Raw genomic sequence first — 22,584 nt, 5'->3', positions numbered from 1 at the left:
GACATGCTCGCTCCTACAGAAAATCTGCGATTATTTGAAAGTCAGCTTCTCAGGCACATCCACATCCCACAACACACCGGGGTCATCCACCCTCACTTGTACCACCCGCCCCTGGGCAAACAACCCCTTGGCGCCGCGATCGCCTGATAACGCCATCAATCCCGGAGCAAAACTGCGTCCAAAGCCCACCGGATGCCCGTACTCACCCTCCTGTACCGGCACGCTGACGCAGTCATCGGCTATCTGATCCACAACGCGTTCAATACTCGATGGCAGGATGAACGGCATATCTCCCAGTACCATCAGCCAACCATCAAGTTGAGCGCATGCCGCCACCCCTGCCGCAATGCTGTCGCCCATTCCGGTCGTTTCGATCAGGACGATCTCGCAGCCATAGGCCTTGGCCATGCGACTGACTTGCGGACGAGCGGCCGTGGTCACCAGAAAGCGCTTATCCAGCGTGGAAGGCAGATTCACCAGGACTTGTTCGATGACCGATCGAACCGCGCCATCACGCCCCTTGCAGTCAGCCAGCAGCTTGTCCTTGTCGTCGCCCGCGACCTGTCGGAAACGACTGCCCTGCCCCGCCGCCAACACGATCACTCCGATGGATTGACTCATACACCCTCCCGCAGCGGTTTCTTCTGCTTAAGCTCGATACCATTCTTGATCGCCACAATCTCGGCCATCAGCGACAAGGCGATTTCCGCCGGGCTGTGGCTGCCGATGTGCAAGCCGACCGGGCCGTGCAACCGCTCGATGGCCTGCTGTGACAGACCGAGCAGAGCCAGGTTGTCCCGGCGCTTTTGGCTGTTGACCCGGGAGCCGAGTGCGCCAACATAAAAGGCCCGGGAGTCAAGGGCCGTCAGCAAGGCCATATCATCCAGGCGCGGATCATGAGTCAGCGCAACGATAGCCGTGCGCTCGTCGGTCTGGATGTTCAGCACCGCCTCATCGGGCATGCCCGAGACGAATCGACCGTGCTGTTCCTCCCAGCCGTAGACGAATTCGCTGCGCGGATCGCAAATCAGCACTTCAAAATCCAGCAGCCGTGCCATCTCGGCGACAAAGCGAGACAACTGCCCGGCACCAATCAACAACAAGCGCCAACGCGGGCCATAAATGGCCCGCAGGGTCTGCCCATCGAAAGCCAGCACATCGGTCTTGGCGGCGGGCTGCAAAATGACTTCCCCGGTCGCGATATCCAGCGAACGCGCGACGATTTCATGGCCCTCGCAGCGCGCCAGCAACTCGGTGACCCACGCAGGATCGCCAACGCGCTCCTCGGTCAAACGCAAAGTGCCGCCGCAGGGCAAACCGAAGCGTGCCGCCTCCTCACGGGTGACGCCGTAGGTGATCAGTTGCACCGGCGGTCCGTCGGCCGCAATGCGACCGTCATGCAAACGGGCAATCAGGTCGTCTTCGACACAACCACCGGACACCGAGCCAATCACCACGCCGTCCTCGCGCAATGCCAGCATTGCACCAGGCGCCCGGGGCGCAGTACCCCAGGTCTGCACGACGCTGTACAACATCACCCGCTGGCCGGCGCGACGCCATTCCAGCACGCTGCGCAGGACATTCAGATCGGCACTGTCCATCACGCCTCGACCTTCTGCCAACCCTGTAATTGATAACGGACCGGCAGGCTGCGGATACGCTTGCCGGTGGCGGCAAAGATCGCGTTGCACAGCGCCGGTGCAATCGGTGGCACACCCGGTTCGCCGACACCGCCCAACGGCACATTGCCCGGCGGCGTTACCAGGTGCACCGCGACCTCCTTGGGCGCCAGGGACATGCGCGCCACCTCGTACATGTGGAAGTTGTCCTGCTGGACCTTGCCATCCTTGAAGCTGATTTCGCCCAGCACCGCATTGCCCAGGCCCATGACGCAGGCACCTTCGAACTGCGAACGAATCCGCTCGGGGTTGATCTGCGGCCCGCAATCCACGGCAATGTCAGCTTTGTGCACGATCAAGGTGCCATCGTCCTTGACTTCAACTTCGATCACTGCCGCCACGTACGTCACGAAGCTGTAGTGCACCGCCAGGCCCAGGCCTCGGCCCTTGGGCAACTCACGTCCCCAACCGGCGGCCTTCGCGGCAGTTTCCAGTACCGTGCGCAGGCGAGCGGTATCGATCGGATAACGCTCGGGCGATTCACCGTAGTTCCATTCTTCACTCAAGGTGCGTGGATCGATCTGCCGGTCCGGGCCGAGCAATCTGACCTGGTACTTGAGCGGGTCTTCTCCGGCCTTGTGCGCCAGTTCATCGATGAAGCTCTGGATCGCAAAACCGTGGGGGATGTTCGATACCGATCGATACCAGCCAACCCGCGTATGGACAGTGGCCTCGGGGTTTTCCAGGCGAATGTTGGGAATTGCGTAGGCCATGTTGGTGAAGCCCATGCCCAGCTCGAAGGCGGCCTCATGGTTCATGCCCGGCGCAAACAACGCAGTGATGCTCGGCGCCACCGTGCGGTGCAGCCAGCCGGAGGGCAAGCCGTCCTTGTTCAGGCTGGCCTTGAGGTATTCGGCCGACACCGTGTGAAAATAGGAACAGTGAATATCGTCTTCACGGGTCCATTGCACCCGCACTGCCTTGCCGGGGAACTCCTTGGCCAGGATGGCCGCTTCGATAATGAAGTCGGGCTTGGACTTGCGCCCGAAGCCTCCGCCCAGCAACGTCACGTTGAAGGTGACTTTATCGAATGGCACGCCCAGGCGTTCGGCGATCCGCTCGCGGGTGACCTGTGGCGCCTGGCTTGGCCCCCAGGCTTGGCAAACACCGTCCTTGTAGCGAGCGATGGCAACCATCGGCTCCATTGGCGATTGTGACAGGTGCGGCAAATAGTAGGAGGCTTCCAGTGTGCTGGCGGCATTGGCCATGGCGTCGTCGATATTGCCGGTATTGCGCACCACTTTGCCCGGCTTGAGCGAAGCGGCCTCGAGCTCCTTGCGGTAGGCGATCGAGTCGTAGCTGGCGTTGGGGCCGTCGTCCCATTCGATTTTCAACGCCTCGCGACCCTTGATCGCCGCCCAGGTGTTATTGGCCACCACCGCGATGCCGCCCAGGGGTTGAAACTCCGAGGGCAGTGGACGGCTTTCAATCTGGATGACCTTGACCACTCCCGGCACTTTCATCGCAGCGCTGCCATCGAAGCTCTTGACCTTGCCGCCATATACCGCCGGCCGGGCAATGACGGCAAACAGCATGCCATCGAAATGCACGTCTGCGCCGTATACCGCGCGGCCGTTGACGATATCTTCGCCATCGATGGCCCTGGTGCCTTCCTTGCCGATGTAGCGAAACTCCGAGGGCTGCTTGAGTCGCAAGCTGTCCCTGGCCGGCACGGCCAAGGCGCCAGCTGCGGCGGCCAGAGCGCCATACTCCAGTTCGCGACCGGAAGGCTTATGGATGACTTTATGCAGCTGCGCATGGCATTCGCCAACCGGCACTTTCCATTGGTCGGCGGCGGCCTGTTCCAGCATGGTCCGGGCGGCGGCGCCGCAGCGGCGCATCGGTTCGTACCAGTGACGCATGCTGCGCGAACCATCGGTGTCCTGGTTGCCGAACCGCACTTCATCGCCCGGCGCCTGTTGCACCTTGACCCGCGCCCAATCGGCTTCCAGCTCGTCGGCCACCACCATGGTCAGGCTGGTCCGTACGCCCTGGCCCATTTCCGAACGGTTGCAGACCACCGTCACCGTGCCATCAGTGGCGATGCTCACATACACCTTGGGATCGTCGATCCAACCATTGGGCATGCCATCGGCGCCGAACTTTTTCTGCGCCTCTTCGGCAAACGCGTCTTGCCAGCCCCAACTCGCGGCAACCACCAGCGCACTGGTGGCCCCCACGCCCTTGAGGAAACCCCGCCGACTGAGGTTGCTCAGGGCGAAATCATTCGGTAACCGGCTCATGCCTTGGCCTCCTTCAGGTGAGTGGATGCCTGGCGAATGGCGGTCTTGATGCGGTTGTAGGTGCCGCAGCGGCAGATGTTGCCGACCATCGCCTCTTCAATCTGCTCATCGCTGGGGTCGGGATTGGTCTTGAGCAGCGCAGTGGCGGACATGATCTGCCCACCCTGGCAGTAACCGCATTGGGCCACGGCCGTGTCGAGCCAGGCTTGCTGCACGACTTTGCCGACCGGGTCGGCGTGCAGGTTGTCGATGGTGGTGACATTCTGGCCGACGACCGAGCCAATCGGCGTGATGCAACTGCGCGCGGGAGCACCTTCGATATGAATTGTGCAGGCGCCGCAAAGGCCCATGCCACAGCCAAACTTGGTGCCGTTGTAACCGGCCACGTCGCGAATCGCCCAGAGCAAGGGCATATCCTCGGTGACATCGAGTGGATGGTCTTGACCGTTGAGTTTCAGGGTAATCATGGGCACGCCCGCATAGTTATAAAGGTCATGGGGTCGAGCAATCTGCCGCCGGGAGGTCGGCGGTTGGCATAACGCAGATCTACTCAGGCTAATAGGGCTCTCTTATGCCGGACGGAGACGTCTGCACCGGGCCTTTGATGGAACAAATGCAATGCATCGTTAGCTCGCTAAGTTAACCCAGCATTAACAAAAAAGCCCTGCACTTTTCATCAGTGCAGGGCTTTGAAGTCCACCTTGAAAGCGTAGCCTCAATAGCGGTTCGGCTCCATTTCCAGGTCGACATGGAAACGCTCTGAAATGTCTTTCTGGATGCGCTGCGCCAGGTGCAGCAGTTGCAGCCCTGTCGCACTGCCGTAATTGACCAGCACCAGTGCCTGCATTTTGTGTACGCCTGCATCGGCATCGCGGAAGCCTTTCCACCCTGCCCGCTCGATCAACCAGCCGGCAGCCAGCTTCATCTGTCCGTCGGGTTGCGCGTAGGCCACCAGGTCCGGGTATTCACCCTTGAGCTGTGCGACCAGTGCCGCTGGGACCAAGGGGTTCTTGAAAAAGCTGCCGGCATTGCCGAGCACCGCCGGGTCCGGAAGCTTCTCGTTGCGAATGCTGCAAATGGCCTGACTGACGTCCGTGGCCGTCGGATGATCGATGCCCTGCTCGGTCAGGCGCTGACGCACAGGACCGTACTCCAGGTGCAGGTGGGCGGTGCGATCGAGGGTGAAACGCACGCGCAGGATCAACCAGCGCCCAGGCTCCTGTTTGAACACGCTGTCGCGGTAGGCGAAGTTGCATTCTTGCAGACTGAAGTCGCGCAGTTCGCCAGTCTGGCGATCCAGGGCGGTCAGGCCGGCGAACACGTCCTTGATTTCCACGCCATAGGCGCCGATGTTCTGCATGGGGGCCGCACCAACGGTGCCGGGAATCAGGCTAAGGTTTTCCAGGCCTGACAAGCCCTGCACCAGGGTGTGTTGCACGAATGGATGCCAGGGCTCGCCCGCCTCGGCCTCGATCACGACCTTGCTGCCATCGTCGCTGATCACGCGTATTCCGCGGGTGGCCATGCGCAGTACCATCGACTCAATGTCAGCGGTCAGCAGCAAGTTGCTGCCACCGCCGATCACCAGCAAGGGCACCTGGTGTTCCCGCGCATAGGCCAGGGCCTCACGCACATCGGCGTCGCTATGGGCCTCGGCAAACAGGCGGGCCTGGACATCCACGCCAAAGCTGTTGAACGGCTTGAGCGAAACCTGGGATCGCAATTGCAAACTCATAACCGTTCCTTCAGTTCGATCACCAGCAGGTCACTGGCGCGCTCGATCAAGTCCAGCACGTGCTCGAAGCCATGTTCACTGTCGTTGTACGGGTCCGGGACTTCCTCGACCTGCGCCGGGTAGCGACGCAGGAACAGGTCCAGCTCCGCCTTGCACTTGGGCGGTTGCAGATCCATGAGGTTGCGCAGGTTACTGTTGTCCATCGCCAGGATCAGGTCGTACGTGGCGAAATCGGCACGGGTGACCTGCTGGGCGCGCTGGGTGGACAAATCGTAACCACGGCGTTTTGCCGCCGCCTGGCTGCGCTTGTCCGGCGCGCTGCCCACGTGCCAGTCGCCGGTGCCGGCAGAGGCCACTTCGACTTGATCGGCCAGCCCCGCTTCACGCAATTTATGCCGCAGAACGCCTTCGGCCGTGGGTGAACGACAGATATTGCCCAGACAGACAAACAGAACCCGCATCAGGCCTCCAGCAGGCGACGAACGCGCTCGAGGTCTTCAACGGTATCGACGCCGGCAGGCGGCGCGATCAGTGCATCGGCGACGTGGATCCGTACCCCGTGCCACAAGGCACGCAGTTGTTCCAGGCACTCGGTGTTTTCCAGCCAGCACGGGCCCCAGCTGACGAAGTCATGCAGGAAACCGGCGCGGTAGGCATAGATGCCGATGTGGCGGCGATACGGCACGCCTTCGGGCATTTGCTCGAGGCTCTTGGCGAACGTGTCCCGTGCCCATGGCAACGTGGCGCGACTGAAGGTCAGCGCCAGGCCATTGAGGTCACTGACGACCTTGACCACGTTGGTGTTGAACAGGCTCTCCACGTCTTCGATCGGCTCGGCCAGCGTGGCCATGCGCGCTTCGGTATGGGCAGCCAGGTTTACGGCCACCTGGTCAATGACACTCGGCGGTATCAACGGCTCGTCACCCTGGACGTTGACCACGATCGCGTCGGGCGCCAGGCCCAGCTTTGCCGCGACTTCAGCCAGGCGATCGGTTCCGGAGTTGTGGTCTTCGCGAGTCATCACCACTTCGGCACCAAAACCTTCACAGGCCTGGGCGATGCGCGCATCGTCCGTGGCAACCACCACGCGCTCTGCGCTACTTTTGCACGCCTGCTCCCAAACGTGCTGGATCATCGGCTTGCCAGCGATCAACAGCAGCGGCTTGCCCGGCAGGCGGGTGGAGGCGTAGCGCGCAGGAATAACAACGGTAAAGGCTGAAGTCATTTATCCAGACGCTCGTCGGTGGTCAGGGTACGGGCTTCGGATTCGAGCATCACCGGGATGCCGTCGCGAATCGGGTACGCAAGGCCAGCGCCCTTGCTGATCAGCTCGGTCTTGTCAGCGCTGAGCTTGAGCGGACCTTTGCAGACCGGGCAAGCGAGGATATCGAGCAATTTGGTGTCCATGAACATTCCCTGGATAGAAACGGATTTAAGGCAAAAGACGAGCCGGCAACAGGCGCATCAACTGTGTATCGAACCAGGCCGTGAAGGCTGGCGACGGCACAGCGTCGACCGCCAGGTACCACCAGTCGGCGGCGGCGAAGGCACGGCACTTCACCGCATCCTTTTCGGTCATCACCAATGGCAATGACGGGTTGAAATTCAAGGCCTGCGCACTGTATTCGGCGTGGTCGGCGAATGCATGCGGGACTGGCTGCCAGTGTAGCGTTTCGAGGGTCCTGAAGAAACGCTGCGGGTTGCCGATCCCGGCCACCGCATGCAACGCCTGGCCCGCGGGAAAGTGATCGAGCGGGCGCCGTTCGCCGCTTTGCAGGTTGACCAGCGCCGTCGGTTGCAACTGGAAGGCAAAGCCGTCGCCACTGTCAGCCGTTGCACCGTTGTAGAGCACCGCATCGACACTTTGCAAACGCTCGACCGGTTCACGCAGCGGCCCGGCCGGCAAGCAGCGGCGGTTGCCCAATCCGCGGGCAGCGTCGATCAGGACCAGCTCCAGATCCCGCGCCAGGCGGTAATGCTGCATGCCATCATCGGACAGGATCAGGTCCAGCGATTCACTGTCCAGCAGGGCTTTGACCGCGCGGCTGCGATCCGGATCGATCATCAACGGCACGCCGGTGCGCTGCACGATCAACAGCGGCTCATCGCCAGCGATGTCGGCGCTTTGATCCGCTTCGACCCGCCACGGCAATTGCGCTGGCTTGGCACCGTAACCCCGGCTGACCACGCCAACCCGCAGGCCACTACGTTGACAGTGCTGGATCATCCACAGGATCAGCGGTGTCTTGCCGGTGCCGCCCACGGTGATGTTGCCCACCACGATCAGCGGCACCGGTGGCTGATAGATATCGCCCTCGCCCGCCAGAAAGCGCTTGCGCTTGTTGTTGACCACGCGGCGGTACAACCACTCCAGCGGCTGTAACAGCTTCAGGGCCGGATGCCCCCGGTACCAGGCAGCGAGCAAGCGTTCGGACATGCTTTTCAAGGCGCGGGCGGCGCCGCCTCGACTGTGGTCATGCGCAAATGGCTGAAGCCGAGCTTGCCGGCAGCGTCCATGGCGGTGATGACCGACTGATGCTGGGATTTTCCGTCGGCGCTGATGGACAGCGGTCGACTGGTATCGCCATTGGATTGTTTCTGCAGGGCATCCATCAGCGTTGCCAGGTCACTTTTGGGCAATACCTGGTTGTTCACCGAAAATATGCCGTCGGCACTGATCGCGATGTCCAGTTGCCGGTTCTGGTCCTCGGAAGGCGCTCCGCTGACCGCTTCGGGCAGATCGACGCGCAACTGGGTTTCACGGGTGAACGTCGTGGTCACGACGAAAAACAGCAGCAGGATAAACACCACGTCGATCAGCGACGCGAGGTTGATGTCCACATTCTCCCGTTGCTTGCGGCGGAATTTCACGCTTTGCCCCCCGCCAGGTCCACGTCACGATCACCCTGCACGACTTCGACCAGCTTGATCGCTTCCTGCTCCATGCCGACCACCAGCTCATCGATCCGGCGTTGCAGGAAACGGTGGAAGAATACCGACGGGATACCGACCATCAAGCCCGCGGCCGTGGTGATCAGCGCCTTGGAGATACCCCCGGCCAATACCGCCGCATTGGTGGTCATGCCCGTGCCCATGAACGCACTGAAAATATCGATCATGCCCAGCACCGTACCCAGCAGGCCCAGCAACGGCGCCATGGCAGCGATGGTACCGAGGGCATTGATGTAGCGTTCCAGCTCATGGATGACCCGCGCAGCGGCCTCTTCGATGCACTCCTTCATGATCTCGCGACCATGCCGGGAGTTCGCCAGGCCAGCGGCCAGGATCTCGCCCAACGGCGAATTGGCGCGCAGTTCCTTGAGCTTCTCCTTGTTGAGTTGCTTGTCCTTGATCCAGACCCAGACCTGCCCGAGCAAATGCTCCGGGGTCACGCGACTGGCCCGCAGGGTCCACAGACGTTCGGCAACGATAGCCATTGCCGCGATGGAACTCAGGATGATCGGCAGCATCATCCAGCCGCCGGATTTGACCAATTCCCACACAGTGACAGTCCCCTCGAAAAAGTGCGCCACTCTAACATAGGGGGTGGACTCACCGAAGACTGTGATGTCGCATCCGGTCGGCCTTTGATCACCCAAGGTCATTTCCCCGAAGGTGGCGGATCGCGCCAGAAGCGCCGTTCTTGACGCATCGCGCGCGGGGGTTCGAAACGCCCCAGTTGCAGATGAACGGCGCCTTGCTGCGCACTGTCGTAGATGTCCATCGCGCGATGTCGATAGCGTTCGATCACCACCGGATGAGGATGGCCGAAGGAGTTGCCCTGTCCACGGGAAATCAGTGCCGCCTTGGGCTGCAAAACGTTGAGCAGCGCCGTCGACGACGAACTGCGACTACCGTGGTGCGGTGACTGCAACCAGTCGGTAGGCACGGCCAATGGGCTGGCGAGCAACGCGCGCTCGGCGTGGGTGTCGATGTCACCGCTGAGCAGCAATCGCTCGCCATTGGCTTCGATCTGCAACACACAGGAGTTCTGGTTGCTGTCCCTGGCCTGTGGCCAGTGCCACAGTTGAAAGTTGACCCCGTCCCACGTCCATTGCCGACCGCTCTCACAGCCCTCGGCCTGCAACTCGCCAGGCAGGTCGGCTGGTTCGCCACTGAGCACCCGTTTCACCGGCAATCCATTGGCCACTGCCTGGGCGCCACCGGCATGATCGGCATGGGCATGGCTGATCAACATCAGGTCGATCGCCTTCACACCCAACTTGCGCAGCGCGGGCAAGACCACCCGTTCCCCCTGGTCAAGACCGCGCAAACGCGGACCGGCGTCATACAACAGCGTGTGATGACGCGTGCGCACCATGATCGCCAGTCCTTGGCCCACATCCAGTTGCCAGACCTCGGCGATGCCTTCGGGCAGGATCGGCCGTGGCGGAAAAACCAGCAGTAGCAGCATGGGCCAGCCTAACGGTCGCATCGGCACGCCGCGCGGCAGCAGCAACAAAAAGGCGCCCAGCGTGCCGATAGCCCAGACCCATAGCGGGATGGCCGCGGGCACCCAGGCGGGAAGCTTGCCGGCGACCAATGCCAACCCGGTGAACAGCCAATCTATCAAGCCGCCCGCCAGCCACAGCAGCCACTCGCCGACGTAGGGCACCGGCAGCAAAAGTGTCCCGAGCAACGCAGGGGGCAGCACCACCAGGCTGATCCAGGGTACCGCCAGCAGATTGACCAGCGGCCCGCTAAGGCTGATCGGCAATCCCAGGACCAGCAAAAACGGTCCAAGGCCAATAGCGATCAGCCACTGGGCACGGGTCCAGGTTTGCCACCATGGCCAAGGCCCCAGGCGCCCACCGAACGTGAAGATCAGCACCGCCACCGCCGCGAAGGACAGCCAGAACCCCGGTTGCAGACTCGCCAACGGGTCCATCAGCAAGACGCCATTGAGCGCCAGCAACAGTGGCCACCAGGCACCCAGGTGGCGAAAACGCAGGCGCCATAGCAGCACCAGGCCGATCATCAGGCAGGCTCGGCGGACCGGCACTTCGAAGCCAGCCAACAGCCCATAGCCAAGGGCGGCCACGAAAGCCAGGCTGCAGGCCCAGGGCAACCATGGTAGACGGGCTGGCCACAAGCCGTAACGGGCAAGCCCGGCGATCAACAGATAAACCAGTCCCGCCAACAAGCCGACGTGCTGCCCGGAAATCACCAACAGGTGCACGGTGCCAGTGTCTTGCAACACCTGCCAGTCTTCGCGGCTGAGCCCCGCGCCGTCTCCCAGCACCAGCGCCACCAGCACGCCAGTTTGACCTTGCGCGTCCACGGCCTGCAGCCTCTGGCGGATACCGTCGCGCCAGGCCCACCGGGCGGGCGCAAGCCGCTCCCCGGCCTTGACCGTCCCGGTCGCACCGATGCGTTGCGCCAACAACCAAGCCTCATAGTCGAAGGCATGCGGATTGAGCAACCCCACGGGTCGCTTCAGCTTGACCGCGAGCCGCCAGCGTTCGCCGCTGTTTACCGGCGGGCCGTCATACCAGGCCAGACGCAACTGTCGCGGCAGGACGGTACGGCGTGACCGACTGTCAGTCAGTTCGAAACGCACCACCCCCTCACCATTCTGTGGCAGCCCGGTGACCCGCCCTTCGACCCAACGGGTTTCCCCGTCGAGGGCCGGCGACAGCCGATCATCCAGGGCCCATTGGGCATGGGCACAGGCCCAACTCAAGCCGAACAGGAAAAACGCAGCCGGATACGCCCTGAACGGCAGCAACATCAAGCCTGCCACCGGCATCAACAACCACAACCAGACCGGCGGTAACACCGGTAAAAAACGCAAGGCCAGCAAGCCCAACGCCAGCGCCATCATCCCTGTGCGCATAAGCCCGTCCTTGAGAGTCCAGTCCCTAGGCATAGTCGGCCCGACGCACGTCCGTCGTTAACAATTGTCACAAAGTCTGAATGGGTGCCTCATGGAATCCAGACATACTTGCCACCTTGATCGACCGAGAAGCCTTATGCCCCGGCGCTTATTCAAACGCTACATGCCAGACCCGACCAGCATCAGGGAACACAAGTCCTTACGCTTTCTTGGCACCCTGCTGCATGACCCGAACCTCTGGCACCTCAATCGCCATTCCGTCGCCCGGGCCATGGCAGTCGGCTTGTTCGCGGCATTCCTGCCGATTCCGATGCAGATGCTGGTCGCTGCGGTTCTCGCGATCATCGTGCGCGGCAACATGCCGATTGCGGTCAGCCTGGTCTGGTTGACCAACCCGATCACCATGCCGGCGGTCTTCTTCTGTACTTATCAGACCGGTGCCTGGTTGATGGATGTTCCAGCACGGCATCTGCCGGACGAGCTGACCTGGGAATGGATCAGCGGTGAACTATCGACCCTGTGGCAGCCATTTTTGCTGGGGTCGGTGGTGGTAGGCGTTGTGCTTGGGGCGTTGGCTTATTGCCTGGTGATGATGTATTGGCGCTGGTGGGTGGCGCGGCAGTGGCGGCGGCGTAAGCGAAGTCGGATGTGAGAGGCCGGTTGATCGTGTGCATATCCGTTGCTGCGGTAACGACTGCTTATGGTTTCGCCCTTACGGCGAGTCACTTTCGAAAAGCGCGAAAGTAACCAAAGCGCTCTTGCCCCACCACTCGGTGCCTCGCTTGGGCTCGGCATGCCCTCACTCCGGCATTGCTCCGTGGGTCGCCGCGATGGGCCGTCCCTGGCCCAGCGCGGCTAAACCGGCGTCCTGCCGGTTTACCCTCTGCGCAATGCCTGCGTTCGGCCATCGTGGTTAACGGGGCGCCCAGATCAAAAACAAAAGCGAGGCGGCCTTACAGCCGACCTGATCTTTTCCAGGCACCCCAATCCCTTGTAGGAGCCACGCTTGCCGGCGAATCAGGCGCTGCGGTGTGTCTGTTGTACCGCGTTATCGTTCTTCGCCGGCAAGTCGGATCGCCGCACCGCTGGCTCCTACGGGGGGGTACACCCGCAAAATCAGGTCGGCTTTAAGGCCGCCTCGCTTTCGCGTTTGATCTTGATCTGGCTTTTGATTTTCTTGCCCCATCGAGAGGCCGAGTGGAGGTTCTGCGCAGTGGGTAAACCGGCATGGATTCCGGTTTAGCCGCGCTGGGCCATGGATGGCCCATCGCGGCGACCCACGGAGCAGGACCGGAGCGAGGCACCGAACGCCGGGGGCAAGAGCCCTTGGTTACTTGGGGCTCTTCCAAGTGACTCGCTGTAAGAGCGAAACCCTAAGTGGCCGTTACCGCAGGAATGGATATGTACTCCGTCAACAATCAATAGGTCGGCTGCCAGGCCGCCATCGTTTGAAAATCTTAAGTACGCATCCCCCGCCCACTCACCAGCAGCCGCGCACAACCGATGTACAGCACGATCGTCGCCACCACCATGAACGTAATCGCAATGCTGATCCGGATATCCGACACCCCGAGAATGCCGTAACGGAACGCATTGACCATATGCAGCACCGGGTTGGCCAGGGACACCGTCTGCCAGAACGGCGGCAGCAACGAGATCGAGTAGAACACCCCGCCCAGGTAGGTCAAGGGCGTCAGCACAAACGTCGGGATGATCGAGATGTCGTCGAAGTTGCGCGCAAACACGGCATTGATGAAGCCCAGCAGCGAGAAGATCGTCGCCGTCAGCACCACCACCAGAATGGTTACGCCCAGGTGATGCACCTGCAGATCGGTGAAGAACAGCGACAACAGCGTCACGATGATCCCGACCATCAAGCCGCGCAGTACGCCGCCGAGGGTGTAGCCGATCAAGATGGTGTGCGGCGACACCGGTGACACCATCAATTCTTCGATGGAGCGCTGGAATTTGCTGCCGAAGAAACTCGATACCACGTTGCCGTAGGAGTTGGTGATCACCGACATCATGATCAGGCCCGGCACGATGTACTCCATGTAAGTGAAGCCACCCATATCGCCGATTTGTCGACCGATCAGGTTGCCGAAGATCACGAAGTACAGAACCATGGTGATCGCCGGCGGCAGCAGGGTCTGCGGCCAGATCCGGGTAAAGCGCCGGACCTCACGGTAAACGATGGTATTGAGGGCAACGAGGTTGGGCTGCAGCTCGGAACTCATACCGCCACCTTCGACAGATTTTTCTCCACCAGGGACACGAACAACTCCTCGAGGCGATTGGTTTTGTTACGCAGGCTCAGCACTTCAATGTTCTGTTGGGCGAGCTGAGTGAACAGCGCAGTGATGCCCATGCTTTTGTCCACCTGGACTTCCAGGGTGTGGGCATCGAGCAAGCGTGACGGATAGCCGATCAACTGTGGCGGCGCGCTTACGCTGCCCTTCAGATCCAGCAGGAAAGTCTCGACGTGCAGCTGGCCGAGCAACTGTTTCATGCTGGTGTTCTCGACGATGGTGCCGTGATCGATGATGCCGATATTGCGACACAACTGCTCAGCCTCTTCCAGATAGTGCGTGGTGAGGATGATGGTGATGCCTTTCTTGTTCAGCTCGGTAAGGAAGGTCCACATCGAGCGGCGCAGTTCGATGTCCACTCCGGCAGTCGGTTCGTCGAGGATCAGCAGGCGCGGTTCGTGGACCAGCGCACGGGCGATCATCAGGCGACGCTTCATGCCGCCGGACAGCGAACGCGACGGCACATCGCGCTTGTCCCACAGGCCAAGCTGGGTCAGGTATTGCTCGGCGCGTTCCTTGGCAACTTTCGCCGGGATGCCGTAGTAACCCGCCTGGGTCACGACGATGTCGAAGGTCTTTTCGAACTGGTTGAAGTTGAACTCCTGGGGTACGACGCCGATGCAGCGCTTGAGCGCCGCCGGGTTCTTGTCCAGGTCGTGGCCGAAGATATTCACCGTGCCGCTGGTCTTGTTCACCAGGGTCGAAAGAATGCCGATGGTCGTGGATTTGCCGGCGCCGTTGGGGCCGAGCAAGGCGAAGAAGTCACCTTCGGCGACATCCAGATCGATACCACTCAAGGCCTGGAAACCGTTGCCGTAGGTTTTGGTTAGCTGCCGGATGGACAGAGCGGAACTCATATCGGATTACGCACCAAGAAGGGAAGAAAGGGACAGATATGGGCGGGCGGCGAGCAATGCAACCGCGGCGCATCAGTGCAATGGTGCTTGTCGCCGCCGCACAAGTACAGTCAAGTGTGTCGATAGTGAGTATTAAGTCAACGCGGTCATGACTGCCTTGCGATACGCCGGACGCTCTTTCAACCGTGCGTACCAGGCCTGCAGATGGGGCTGCGGCGAGCGTTCGATCGGCATCTCGAACCAGGCATAAATGAAACTCCCCAGGGGAATGTCGCCCATGCCGATCTCGTCACCGGACAGGTATGGCTGGCTCGCCAGCGCCTGATCGGCCATCGCCAGCAGCGCTTCGCATTCCTTGATTGCAGCCTGGATCGCAGGCCAGTCCTGTTGATCGGCCGGGGTGCGCATTACGCCCCAGAACACCGTACGGAACGGTCCTGCCAAACTCGAAGTGGTCCAGTCCATCCACTTCTCGGCGCTGGCCCGCGCTTGCAGATCTGACGGATACCACGGAGTGTTCGGCGCATGCCTGGCCATCAGGTAGCGGACGATGGCGTTGGATTCCCACAACACGAATCCATCGTCTTCAATCACCGGCACGCGGCCATTGGGGTTCATGGCACGGTACTCGGGCGTATCGACAACACCAAAGGCACCGCCCGCATCAATGGCTTCATAGGCCAGGCCCAATTCCTCGGCGGCCCACAATGGTTTTCTGACATTCGATGAATTTTTCCGACCCCAGATCTTCAGCATGACCGCCTCTTTATGGATGAATGCGCAGGCAGCATACGCCGGATCAGGCGCGACTCAAATCGCTTCGCATGTCTCCAAGTAGCGGCGAAAGATGCTCGCCGAACAGGTGCGGATAGCACTTTTCAAGGTGTTCGAAGAAGAACTTTTCCGGCACGTCGGTGAACTGGCCGTGGTCGATCAGGTACTCCATCAGCTTCTCACCGTCGCGATTGAAGGGATGAAATACGCTGTCATTGATCCCGTCGAATTCCAGCGGCGCCACATTGAATAAGTCGCACAGGCCCTGGTTGAACGCCGGAGTGGCCTTGACCCAACGACCATTCAAATAGAGCTCGGTGTAGCCGTGCATGGCGAACACGTCGCTCTTGAGCAATTTGAGCAGGCGCGGGGTCGACAGATGATTGCGCACGTCCGCCAGACCGATGCGTGCAGCAATCCCGCAGTGCCGCGCGGCACCGGCCAGCAGCGTGGCTTTGGGCACGCAATAACTCTCCCCGCTCGCCAGCGCATAACTGCCACGCAAGGTCTGTGGGTCACGGCTGAAGGTGTACGGGTTGTAGCGCACCGCCTCGCGCACGGCGTAATAGAGCTGAATCGCTTGCTCGAGCGGGTCGCGACTGGCACCACGATGTTTTTCGGCGAACTCCACCACGCAAGGGTGGTCACTATCGATGAAGCGGCCGGGGCTCAGATACTCGTGCATGCGGGCAATCTCCAGGGCAAGCCCCGAGTCTAGCGAGAGGTTAAGCACAGAGATAACGACGTTTCGGCCAAACATGGGCGCTTTGCCGCCCGCTCAATGAACGATTTTTCACGGTCTGTCACACCTAAGGCCTACACAATCATCCAGGGTTTCCCACGATTTCAATCACCTCGCTCTGACCAGCCCGTTTCGCGGATGCCGTCTAAGCTCTGTGGGTTGGTTCGCCCTGGGTTCACGGAGGATTAAATATGCTGCTGTTGTGGATACTGGTTCTGGTTGTCGGGATAGCTTATTTAGCCCATCGTCGCATCGCGCCGCTGCCTGCCCTGGGCATCGTGGCTGTCTTTCTGCTGGCAATGGGCGCATTCAGCCGCGCACCGGGCTGGCTGCTGTTGATTTTCTGGGTGCTCACCGCCGCCGTGGCGGCGCCTCTGCTATTGCCTGACCTGCGCCGCAAATTCTTCAGCGCACCGATGTTCAACTGGTTTCAGAAAACCCTGCCGCCGATGTCGGACACCGAACGCGACGCCATCGAAGCCGGTACGGTGTGGTGGGACGGCGAGCTGTTCAGCGGTCGTCCGGACTGGAACAAACTGCTCTCCTATCCCAAGGTGCAACTGAACGAGGAAGAACAGGCTTTCATCGACGGTCCGACCGAAGAGCTCTGTGCCATGGTCAGCGACTGGCAGCTCGGTCAAACCATGGACTTGCCGGCCGAGGCCTGGACTTACATCAAGGACAACGGCTTTTTTGCCCTGATCATTCCCAAAGAGTTTGGCGGCAAGGGGTTCTCGGCCTACGCCCACTCGCAAGTGGCGATGAAACTGGCCAGTCACAGCGGCGATCTGGCGTCTACCGTGATGGTCCCCAACTCCCTCGGCCCGGCCGAACTGTTGCTGCACTACGGCACCGACGAGCAACGTAACCATTACCTGCCACGCCTGGCGCGCGGCGACGAAATTCCCTGTTTTGCACTGACCGGCCCTCTCGCGGGCTCGGACGCGGGCGGCATGCCTGACACCGGGGTGATCTGCAAAGGCGAATGGGAAGGCAAGGAAACCCTCGGCCTACGCCTCAATTGGGAAAAGCGCTACATCACCCTGGGCCCGGTCGCCACCCTGCTCGGCCTGGCGTTCAAGGCGTACGACCCGGACCACCTGCTGGGTGAAGAGGAAGACCTGGGTATCAGCCTGGCACTAATTCCAACCGATCTGCCCGGCGTGGAAATCGGCCGCCGTCACCTGCCCCTGGGGGCGGCGTTCATGAACGGTCCGAACTCCGGCAAGGACGTGTTCGTGCCGCTCGATTACCTGATCGGTGGCCAGGAAATGCTCGGCAAGGGCTGGATGATGCTGATGAATTGCCTGTCCGTCGGGCGTTCGATTTCCTTGCCGGCAGTGGGCACCGGCATGGCCAAGTTCACCAGCCTGGTGACCGGCCAGTACGCGCAGATTCGCGAGCAGTTCAACGTGCCGATTGGCGCTTTCGAAGGCATCCAGGAAGCCATGGCGCGCATCGGCGGCAATGCCTGGATGATGGACGCCGCGCGGATGCTGACTGCCAACGCGGTGGACCTCGGCGAGAAACCGTCGGTACTGTCGGCGATTCTCAAGTACCACCTCACCGAGCGTGGCCGCGAGTGCATCAGCCAGGCGATGGATGTACACGGCGGCAAGGCGATCATCATGGGGCCGAACAACTACCTGGGCCGCAAATGGAACGGCGCACCGATCTTCATTACCGTGGAAGGCGCGAACATTCTTTCGCGCAACCTGATGATCTTCGGCCAGGGCGCGATTCGCTGCCACCCCTTCGTGCTCAAGGAAATGGCCCTGGCCACTCGGGAGGACAAGGATCAGGCACTCACCGAGTTCGATGGCCTGCTGCTCAAGCACATCGGCTTTGCCGTAGGCAACGCCGCCAGCACGCTGGTGCTGAACCTCGGTTTCGGGCACCTGGAGCACGTACCGGGCGACAAGCTCAGCCAGGGTTATTTCCGCGCGCTGAACCGTCAGGCAGCCGCATTCGCCCTGCTCGCAGACCTCAGCATGATGCTGCTCGGCGGCGAACTGAAACGGCGCGAACGCCTGTCGGCACGATTGGGTGATGTGCTGAGCAACCTGTATCTGGCCAGCGCCGCGCTCAAGCGCTACAACGACCTCGACTCGCCGGAATACATGAAGCCGCTGTTTACCTGGGCCATGGAGGAAAGCCTCGGTCACGGCGAGCGGGCCATGGATGAATTGCTGAACAACTTTCCGAGCAAGGTGCTGGCCTGCCTGCTGCGGGTGATCGTGTTCCCGTTCGGGCGTCGCCACAAAGGGCCGTCGGACAAACTCGGCGCCGAAGTCGCCGCCGTGATTGGCCGCGCCAAGGGGGATCCGGCCCTGGAGGAAGTGCTGCTGGGTTGCTATCGCCCGCAATCGGTCGAAGACCCTGTTGGCGTCCTGCAGCACACCTGCGATCAGTTGAACGCCGCGCTACCCATGCGTAAAAAACTGCATGTGGCGCTCAAGAGCGGCCAGGTCAAACCGGTCGCTGGAGAAAATGTCATCGATGCCGCACTGGAAGCCGGCGTGCTGCAACCGTTGGAAGCACACACGCTACGCGAGGCCGAAGTGGCACGTCGCAAAGTGATCGATGTCGATGCTTTCGACAAAGAGGAAATAGCACTGACCGATGGCAAGGTCCGCTGATCCATCCAGCGCACCATCATGGGAAAATGCGCGCGGGGGCTTTATACTCCCGCGCCCGTTTTGCTCTTGAGGACTAATCTCGTGTCCAACATCGTTGCCGATCATCTCGTTTTGCTCGACCATCTGCGCAGCATCCTGGTCGCCGTAGGTGAGGCCGAACAGGTTCCCGACGAAAGCCATGCCTTGTTCCTGGAGCGCTTCGACGAACTGCTTGCACTGCTGCCGGTCGACCCGATCGAAAGCCAATACCTGGGCCAGGACATCCTGTGCCAGGTCATCGCCCGCTACCCGCAAATCGCCCACCTGGTGCCACGCGACCTGCTTTGGTACTTCGCCGGTGACTGCCTGCATTACATGCCCGATGATGAAATCGACCTGTACCAGGCACTGGAAGAACGTCGTTTCGAAGCCGAACAGAATGACGAGCCTTTCGACTGGAACCAGGAAAAACAGCTGCTGTCCTTGTCCAATCAAGACAGTAAGCACTGATGCAAAAGGCCCGCATGGTTGAACATGCGGGCCTTTTTTCAGGATCAAAAGATCGCAGCCTTCGGCAGCTCCTACATGGAAATCACGTACACCCTGTAGGAGCTGCCGAAGGCTGCGATCTTTTGATCTTTCCTCAGAACAACCCCTCACTTTCGGGCAGCTCATACTCCGAAACCGCAATATTCGAACTGCTCGACTTGCCCGGCTTGCCCAATGTCGGCTCCTTCTCCAGGCACTCCACCAGGTAATCGATCAACACTCGTAGCTTCGGTGGCAGGTATCGCGTGGGCGAGTACAGCAACCACGCACCTCCGTGGTAGGACGCCAGGAAAGTCCAGTCCGGCAACACTTGCACCATCAATCCCTTCTCCAAGGCACGACGCGCGGTGAAGTACGGCAGGCTGCCGATGCCGATGTGCTGCAGTACCGCGCCAAAACGTACGCCTGTGTGATTGGCGGCATATCGCCCGCGCACCCCGACGGTTACGGATTTGCTGCCCTTCTTGAACTTCCAGCGCGCATCGCTCGGGGTTTCGCCCAAGTAGATGCAACTGTGGTTGAGCAGGTCATGGGGGTGAGTCGGCGTACCGTGCTCAGCCAGGTATTGAGGGGTGGCGCAGAGTAAATGGTCGATGCTCAGCAGCTGTCGCCCCACCAACCCCGCTGGCGGCCGGTCGGTGATGCGAATCGCCAGGTCGACGTGATCGTCGATCAAATCCACCTGACGATCCTCAAGCAACAGCTCCACATCCACCTTGGGGTAACGGCGCAAAAACTCCGGCATATGCGGGTGAATCACAATTCGACCGACCGCTTTCGGCACGCTGAGGCGCACCACCCCTTCGGGCTCGTCGGTGAACTGGCCACTGATTTCCATCACTGACCGGGCGGCGTTGACCATTTCCTGACAGTGCTTGAAGACCTCCTCGCCACCATCGCTCAACCGTAACTTGCGTGTGGTCCGTTGCAGCAGGCGAGTGGCCAGGGCCTTTTCCAGACGCGAAATACTGCGACTGACAGCCGAGGGCGAAGAGCCCAACTGGCGTGCGGCTTCGGAGAAACTGCCGGTTTCGACGACCTTGACGAAAATCGCCATTTCACCCAGCAACGGCAGTGGAAGATTTATGCTCACAACGCAACAGTCCTTTGATGTTTGAACGGATTATCACGCTAAACCGCGCTTCATATAATAAAAAATAGAAATTTGAATACGAGCATGGAATATGACGCTTCGCCTCTTTTTCCATAGTGATGACCTCAAGGCCAATGTGGAAGTCCTGAACTGCGCACCTCACGAGAGCGAATTTGCCGTGGTGCTGCGCGCAACCTTGTTTCACCCTCAGGGCGGCGGGCAACCTTGTGATACGGGCTGGATTGGCGACAGCCGGGTACTACGCGTAGTCCAGGACCCAGACCGGATCGTCCATTTCGTCGATCAGCCGATCAACCTTGGCATGACCTTGATTCGGGTGGATGAACAACCTCGCCAGATCAATACGCGCATGCATTCAGCCGGCCATCTGATTGGACACTTCGTCCAGGCCATGGGCTGGATGCCGATCAAGGCGCATCACTGGCCCGGTGAAGGGCGGGTGCAATTCAAACCGTCAGAATCGGCGCAGGACGTAGACGCGCAGACCGTGCAAAACGGCCTCGAACAGTGGATCGCCCATGACCTGCCGCGCCTGACGTCGCTGCGCGAAGGCGCCCGGGAAATCAGTTTTGGCGAACTGCCCGCCTATGGCTGCGGCGGCACACACGTACGTAGCCTGAAGGATTTGGGCTCGGTCACGATCACGTCGCTTTCCCAAAAGAAAGGCACGTTGTCCGTCCACTACCTCGTGGACTGAGTCCCCCCGACCTTCTGGAGTTGAGATGCTTTCTAATTACCTGGGCGAATTCCTGGCATTGGCGACGATTCACTTTCTGGCCGTGGTCGCACCCGGACCGGATTTCGCCGTGACGATTCGCCAGAGTGTGCGTTTCGGCCGAATGGTTGGCATCTGCACGGCACTGGGAATCGGCGTGGGGATTTCCGTGCACGTGCTGTATACCTTGCTCGGAGTCGGAGCGCTGATGCATACCACGCCCTGGCTATTGACGGTGGCCAAGGTCGTGGGGGGAGCCTACATTCTTTATCTGGGTGTCAGCCTGGTTCGCAGCCGGCCGAAATCCGTATTGGAAGGTGATCAGCCGACGGATCAGCCCGCCGTCGAGCAAACGCTGCTGAAGGCGTTCACGACAGGTTTTCTGACCAACGCCACCAATCCCAAGGCCACCCTGTTCTTCCTGGCGATCTTCACCACAATCATCAGCGCCGCAACACCCCTGAAGATTCAGGCGCTATACGGTGCATGGATGTGCCTTGTGAATGCCCTGTGGTTTGTGATCGTTGCCTTGTTCTTTTCAAGCAGCCGGGTCAGGTTGCTGTTCATGCGCATGGGACACTGGTTCGAACGCAGCATGGGGGTGGTCCTGATTCTGTTCGCCGGGCGGTTGATCCTGTCGATGTAAAACAGCGTCAGCACCTGAATCGCGCACAAACAAAAACGCCGCTCAATGAGCGGCGTTTTTGTTAAATATGGAGCGGGAAACGAGACTCGAACTCGCGACCCCGACCTTGGCAAGGTCGTGCTCTACCAACTGAGCTATTCCCGCAAATGGCATCCCCTGGGGGACTCAAACACTTGTTTCAAACAAAAACGCCGCTCAATGAGCGGCATTCTCGTTAAATATGGAGCGGGAAACGAGACTCGAACTCGCGACCCCGACCTTGGCAAGGTCGTGCTCTACCAACTGAGCTATTCCCGCAAATGGCGTCCCCTAGGGGACTCGAACCCCTGTTACCGCCGTGAAAGGGCGGTGTCCTAGGCCACTAGACGAAGGGGACACGCTGCCCGGAACACATGGTGTGTGTTTCGGTGCCCAGATCCGCATCCTAAGACTTGGTTCTGGTTTCACTCAGTACCGCCCGAAGGCAATACTGTTTAAAAATGGAGCGGGAAACGAGACTCGAACTCGCGACCCCGACCTTGGCAAGGTCGTGCTCTACCAACTGAGCTATTCCCGCATTGGCGTCCCCTAGGGGACTCGAACCCCTGTTACCGCCGTGAAAGGGCGGTGTCCTAGGCCACTAGACGAAGGGGACACACTACAACATTCACTCCCTGCTTCGTTTCGCTGTTCGCTTTACGCTGCAAGTGGCGCGCATTCTATGGATGGATTGAGAGGTCGTCAACCCCCTGTTATAAATTTATTTAAATCAATGACTTCGCGCTGCT

Annotated in this window: 22 protein-coding genes and 5 tRNA genes; 5 read left to right on the top strand and 22 right to left on the bottom strand. The window is 60.5% G+C overall.

Features of this window, described 5'->3' with window-relative positions:
* Positions 1-30: 30 nt before the first annotated feature.
* The 12 genes from CGA21_RS05645 to CGA21_RS05590 all read right to left on the bottom strand — a co-directional run bounded on the left by CGA21_RS05645 (position 31) and on the right by CGA21_RS05590 (position 11,493).
* On the bottom strand, positions 31-621 hold the full coding sequence (locus tag CGA21_RS05645) for a nucleotidyltransferase family protein (RefSeq protein WP_110754138.1): 591 nt from the start codon (positions 619-621) through the stop codon (positions 31-33).
* On the bottom strand, positions 618-1,601 hold the full coding sequence (locus CGA21_RS05640) for an XdhC family protein (protein WP_188263747.1): 984 nt from the start codon (positions 1,599-1,601) through the stop codon (positions 618-620). Before CGA21_RS05640 ends, CGA21_RS05645 begins: the two co-directional genes overlap by 4 nt.
* Positions 1,601-3,922, bottom strand: a complete 2,322-nt coding sequence (locus tag CGA21_RS05635; RefSeq protein ID WP_188263746.1) for a xanthine dehydrogenase family protein molybdopterin-binding subunit — start codon at positions 3,920-3,922, stop codon at positions 1,601-1,603. The genes CGA21_RS05640 and CGA21_RS05635 overlap by 1 nt, the downstream gene beginning before the upstream one ends.
* Positions 3,919-4,389 (bottom strand): (2Fe-2S)-binding protein, encoded by a 471-nt coding sequence (locus tag CGA21_RS05630; RefSeq protein WP_008066557.1) that lies wholly within the window; start codon positions 4,387-4,389, stop codon positions 3,919-3,921. The genes CGA21_RS05635 and CGA21_RS05630 overlap by 4 nt, the downstream gene beginning before the upstream one ends.
* A 248-nt stretch (positions 4,390-4,637) precedes the next feature.
* Positions 4,638-5,657, bottom strand: a complete 1,020-nt coding sequence (gene murB, locus CGA21_RS05625; RefSeq protein WP_033044088.1) for a UDP-N-acetylmuramate dehydrogenase — start codon at positions 5,655-5,657, stop codon at positions 4,638-4,640.
* Positions 5,654-6,118 carry a low molecular weight protein-tyrosine-phosphatase gene (locus tag CGA21_RS05620; RefSeq protein WP_110754146.1) on the bottom strand — a complete coding sequence of 155 codons (465 nt, stop codon included), beginning with the start codon at positions 6,116-6,118 and terminating at the stop codon, positions 5,654-5,656. Before CGA21_RS05620 ends, murB begins: the two co-directional genes overlap by 4 nt.
* On the bottom strand, positions 6,118-6,882 hold the full coding sequence (kdsB, locus tag CGA21_RS05615) for a 3-deoxy-manno-octulosonate cytidylyltransferase (protein ID WP_110754148.1): 765 nt from the start codon (positions 6,880-6,882) through the stop codon (positions 6,118-6,120). Before kdsB ends, CGA21_RS05620 begins: the two co-directional genes overlap by 1 nt.
* Positions 6,879-7,064, bottom strand: coding sequence for a Trm112 family protein (locus CGA21_RS05610; protein WP_003179363.1), 186 nt, complete (start codon positions 7,062-7,064; stop codon positions 6,879-6,881). Before CGA21_RS05610 ends, kdsB begins: the two co-directional genes overlap by 4 nt.
* A gap of 25 nt (positions 7,065-7,089) precedes the next feature.
* Entirely contained in the window at positions 7,090-8,094 is a 1,005-nt protein-coding gene (gene lpxK / locus CGA21_RS05605) for a tetraacyldisaccharide 4'-kinase (RefSeq protein ID WP_110754150.1), read from the bottom strand.
* 5 nt (positions 8,095-8,099) lie between these two features.
* On the bottom strand, positions 8,100-8,528 hold the full coding sequence (locus tag CGA21_RS05600) for an ExbD/TolR family protein (RefSeq protein WP_110754152.1): 429 nt from the start codon (positions 8,526-8,528) through the stop codon (positions 8,100-8,102).
* Positions 8,525-9,160, bottom strand: coding sequence for a MotA/TolQ/ExbB proton channel family protein (locus CGA21_RS05595; protein ID WP_020799918.1), 636 nt, complete (start codon positions 9,158-9,160; stop codon positions 8,525-8,527). The genes CGA21_RS05600 and CGA21_RS05595 overlap by 4 nt, the downstream gene beginning before the upstream one ends.
* Before the next feature lie 98 nt (positions 9,161-9,258).
* Positions 9,259-11,493 carry a DNA internalization-related competence protein ComEC/Rec2 gene (locus tag CGA21_RS05590; RefSeq protein WP_188263745.1) on the bottom strand — a complete coding sequence of 745 codons (2,235 nt, stop codon included), beginning with the start codon at positions 11,491-11,493 and terminating at the stop codon, positions 9,259-9,261.
* 136 nt (positions 11,494-11,629) lie between these two features.
* Between CGA21_RS05590 and CGA21_RS05585 the strand changes: the two genes are divergently transcribed.
* A complete protein-coding gene (locus tag CGA21_RS05585; protein ID WP_033044086.1) occupies positions 11,630-12,145 on the top strand; it encodes a DUF2062 domain-containing protein in 516 nt (171 codons plus the stop codon).
* 805 nt (positions 12,146-12,950) lie between these two features.
* Here the strand turns inward: CGA21_RS05585 and CGA21_RS05580 are convergent.
* The 4 genes from CGA21_RS05580 to CGA21_RS05565 all read right to left on the bottom strand — a co-directional run bounded on the left by CGA21_RS05580 (position 12,951) and on the right by CGA21_RS05565 (position 16,118).
* A complete protein-coding gene (locus tag CGA21_RS05580) occupies positions 12,951-13,730 on the bottom strand; it encodes an ABC transporter permease (protein WP_020799677.1) in 780 nt (259 codons plus the stop codon).
* Complete coding sequence (locus CGA21_RS05575) at positions 13,727-14,659, bottom strand: ABC transporter ATP-binding protein (protein WP_020799678.1); 933 nt, start codon at positions 14,657-14,659, stop codon at positions 13,727-13,729. The genes CGA21_RS05580 and CGA21_RS05575 overlap by 4 nt, the downstream gene beginning before the upstream one ends.
* A 132-nt stretch (positions 14,660-14,791) precedes the next feature.
* Positions 14,792-15,415: a glutathione S-transferase family protein gene (locus CGA21_RS05570; RefSeq protein WP_110754156.1), complete on the bottom strand. Its 624-nt coding sequence runs from the start codon at positions 15,413-15,415 to the stop codon at positions 14,792-14,794.
* Between the two features lie 43 nt (positions 15,416-15,458).
* Entirely contained in the window at positions 15,459-16,118 is a 660-nt protein-coding gene (locus tag CGA21_RS05565) for a transglutaminase-like domain-containing protein (RefSeq protein ID WP_188263744.1), read from the bottom strand.
* Between the two features lie 248 nt (positions 16,119-16,366).
* Between CGA21_RS05565 and CGA21_RS05560 the strand changes: the two genes are divergently transcribed.
* Complete coding sequence (locus tag CGA21_RS05560) at positions 16,367-18,814, top strand: acyl-CoA dehydrogenase (protein WP_110754160.1); 2,448 nt, start codon at positions 16,367-16,369, stop codon at positions 18,812-18,814.
* Between the two features lie 81 nt (positions 18,815-18,895).
* Positions 18,896-19,303 (top strand): PA2817 family protein, encoded by a 408-nt coding sequence (locus CGA21_RS05555; protein ID WP_110754162.1) that lies wholly within the window; start codon positions 18,896-18,898, stop codon positions 19,301-19,303.
* Positions 19,304-19,436: 133 nt separating this feature from the next.
* Here CGA21_RS05555 and CGA21_RS05550 read toward each other — a convergent pair whose 3' ends face one another.
* Complete coding sequence (locus CGA21_RS05550) at positions 19,437-20,435, bottom strand: LysR family transcriptional regulator (RefSeq protein WP_110754164.1); 999 nt, start codon at positions 20,433-20,435, stop codon at positions 19,437-19,439.
* 91 nt (positions 20,436-20,526) lie between these two features.
* Here CGA21_RS05550 and CGA21_RS05545 point away from each other — a divergent pair, with 91 nt between their 5' ends.
* Positions 20,527-21,153 (top strand): alanyl-tRNA editing protein, encoded by a 627-nt coding sequence (locus CGA21_RS05545; protein ID WP_110754167.1) that lies wholly within the window; start codon positions 20,527-20,529, stop codon positions 21,151-21,153.
* A gap of 25 nt (positions 21,154-21,178) precedes the next feature.
* Complete coding sequence (locus CGA21_RS05540; RefSeq protein ID WP_188263743.1) at positions 21,179-21,817, top strand: LysE family translocator; 639 nt, start codon at positions 21,179-21,181, stop codon at positions 21,815-21,817.
* A 68-nt stretch (positions 21,818-21,885) separates the two neighbouring features.
* On the opposite strand, the gene CGA21_RS05535 is transcribed toward CGA21_RS05540, so the two are convergent.
* From CGA21_RS05535 to CGA21_RS05515, 5 genes are all read right to left on the bottom strand, one after another.
* A tRNA-Gly gene (locus CGA21_RS05535) sits at positions 21,886-21,961 on the bottom strand.
* A 77-nt stretch (positions 21,962-22,038) separates the two neighbouring features.
* Positions 22,039-22,114, bottom strand: a tRNA-Gly gene (locus CGA21_RS05530).
* 3 nt (positions 22,115-22,117) lie between these two features.
* Positions 22,118-22,193, bottom strand: a tRNA-Glu gene (locus CGA21_RS05525).
* A gap of 104 nt (positions 22,194-22,297) precedes the next feature.
* Positions 22,298-22,373 (bottom strand) — tRNA-Gly (locus CGA21_RS05520).
* A gap of 2 nt (positions 22,374-22,375) precedes the next feature.
* Positions 22,376-22,451, bottom strand: a tRNA-Glu gene (locus CGA21_RS05515).
* Between the last annotated feature and the right edge of the window lie 133 nt (positions 22,452-22,584).

Source organism: Pseudomonas sp. PSB11 (assembly GCF_014596605.1).
Lineage (GTDB): Bacteria > Pseudomonadota > Gammaproteobacteria > Pseudomonadales > Pseudomonadaceae > Aquipseudomonas > Aquipseudomonas umsongensis.
This window is presented reverse-complemented; position numbering and strand designations above follow the sequence as displayed.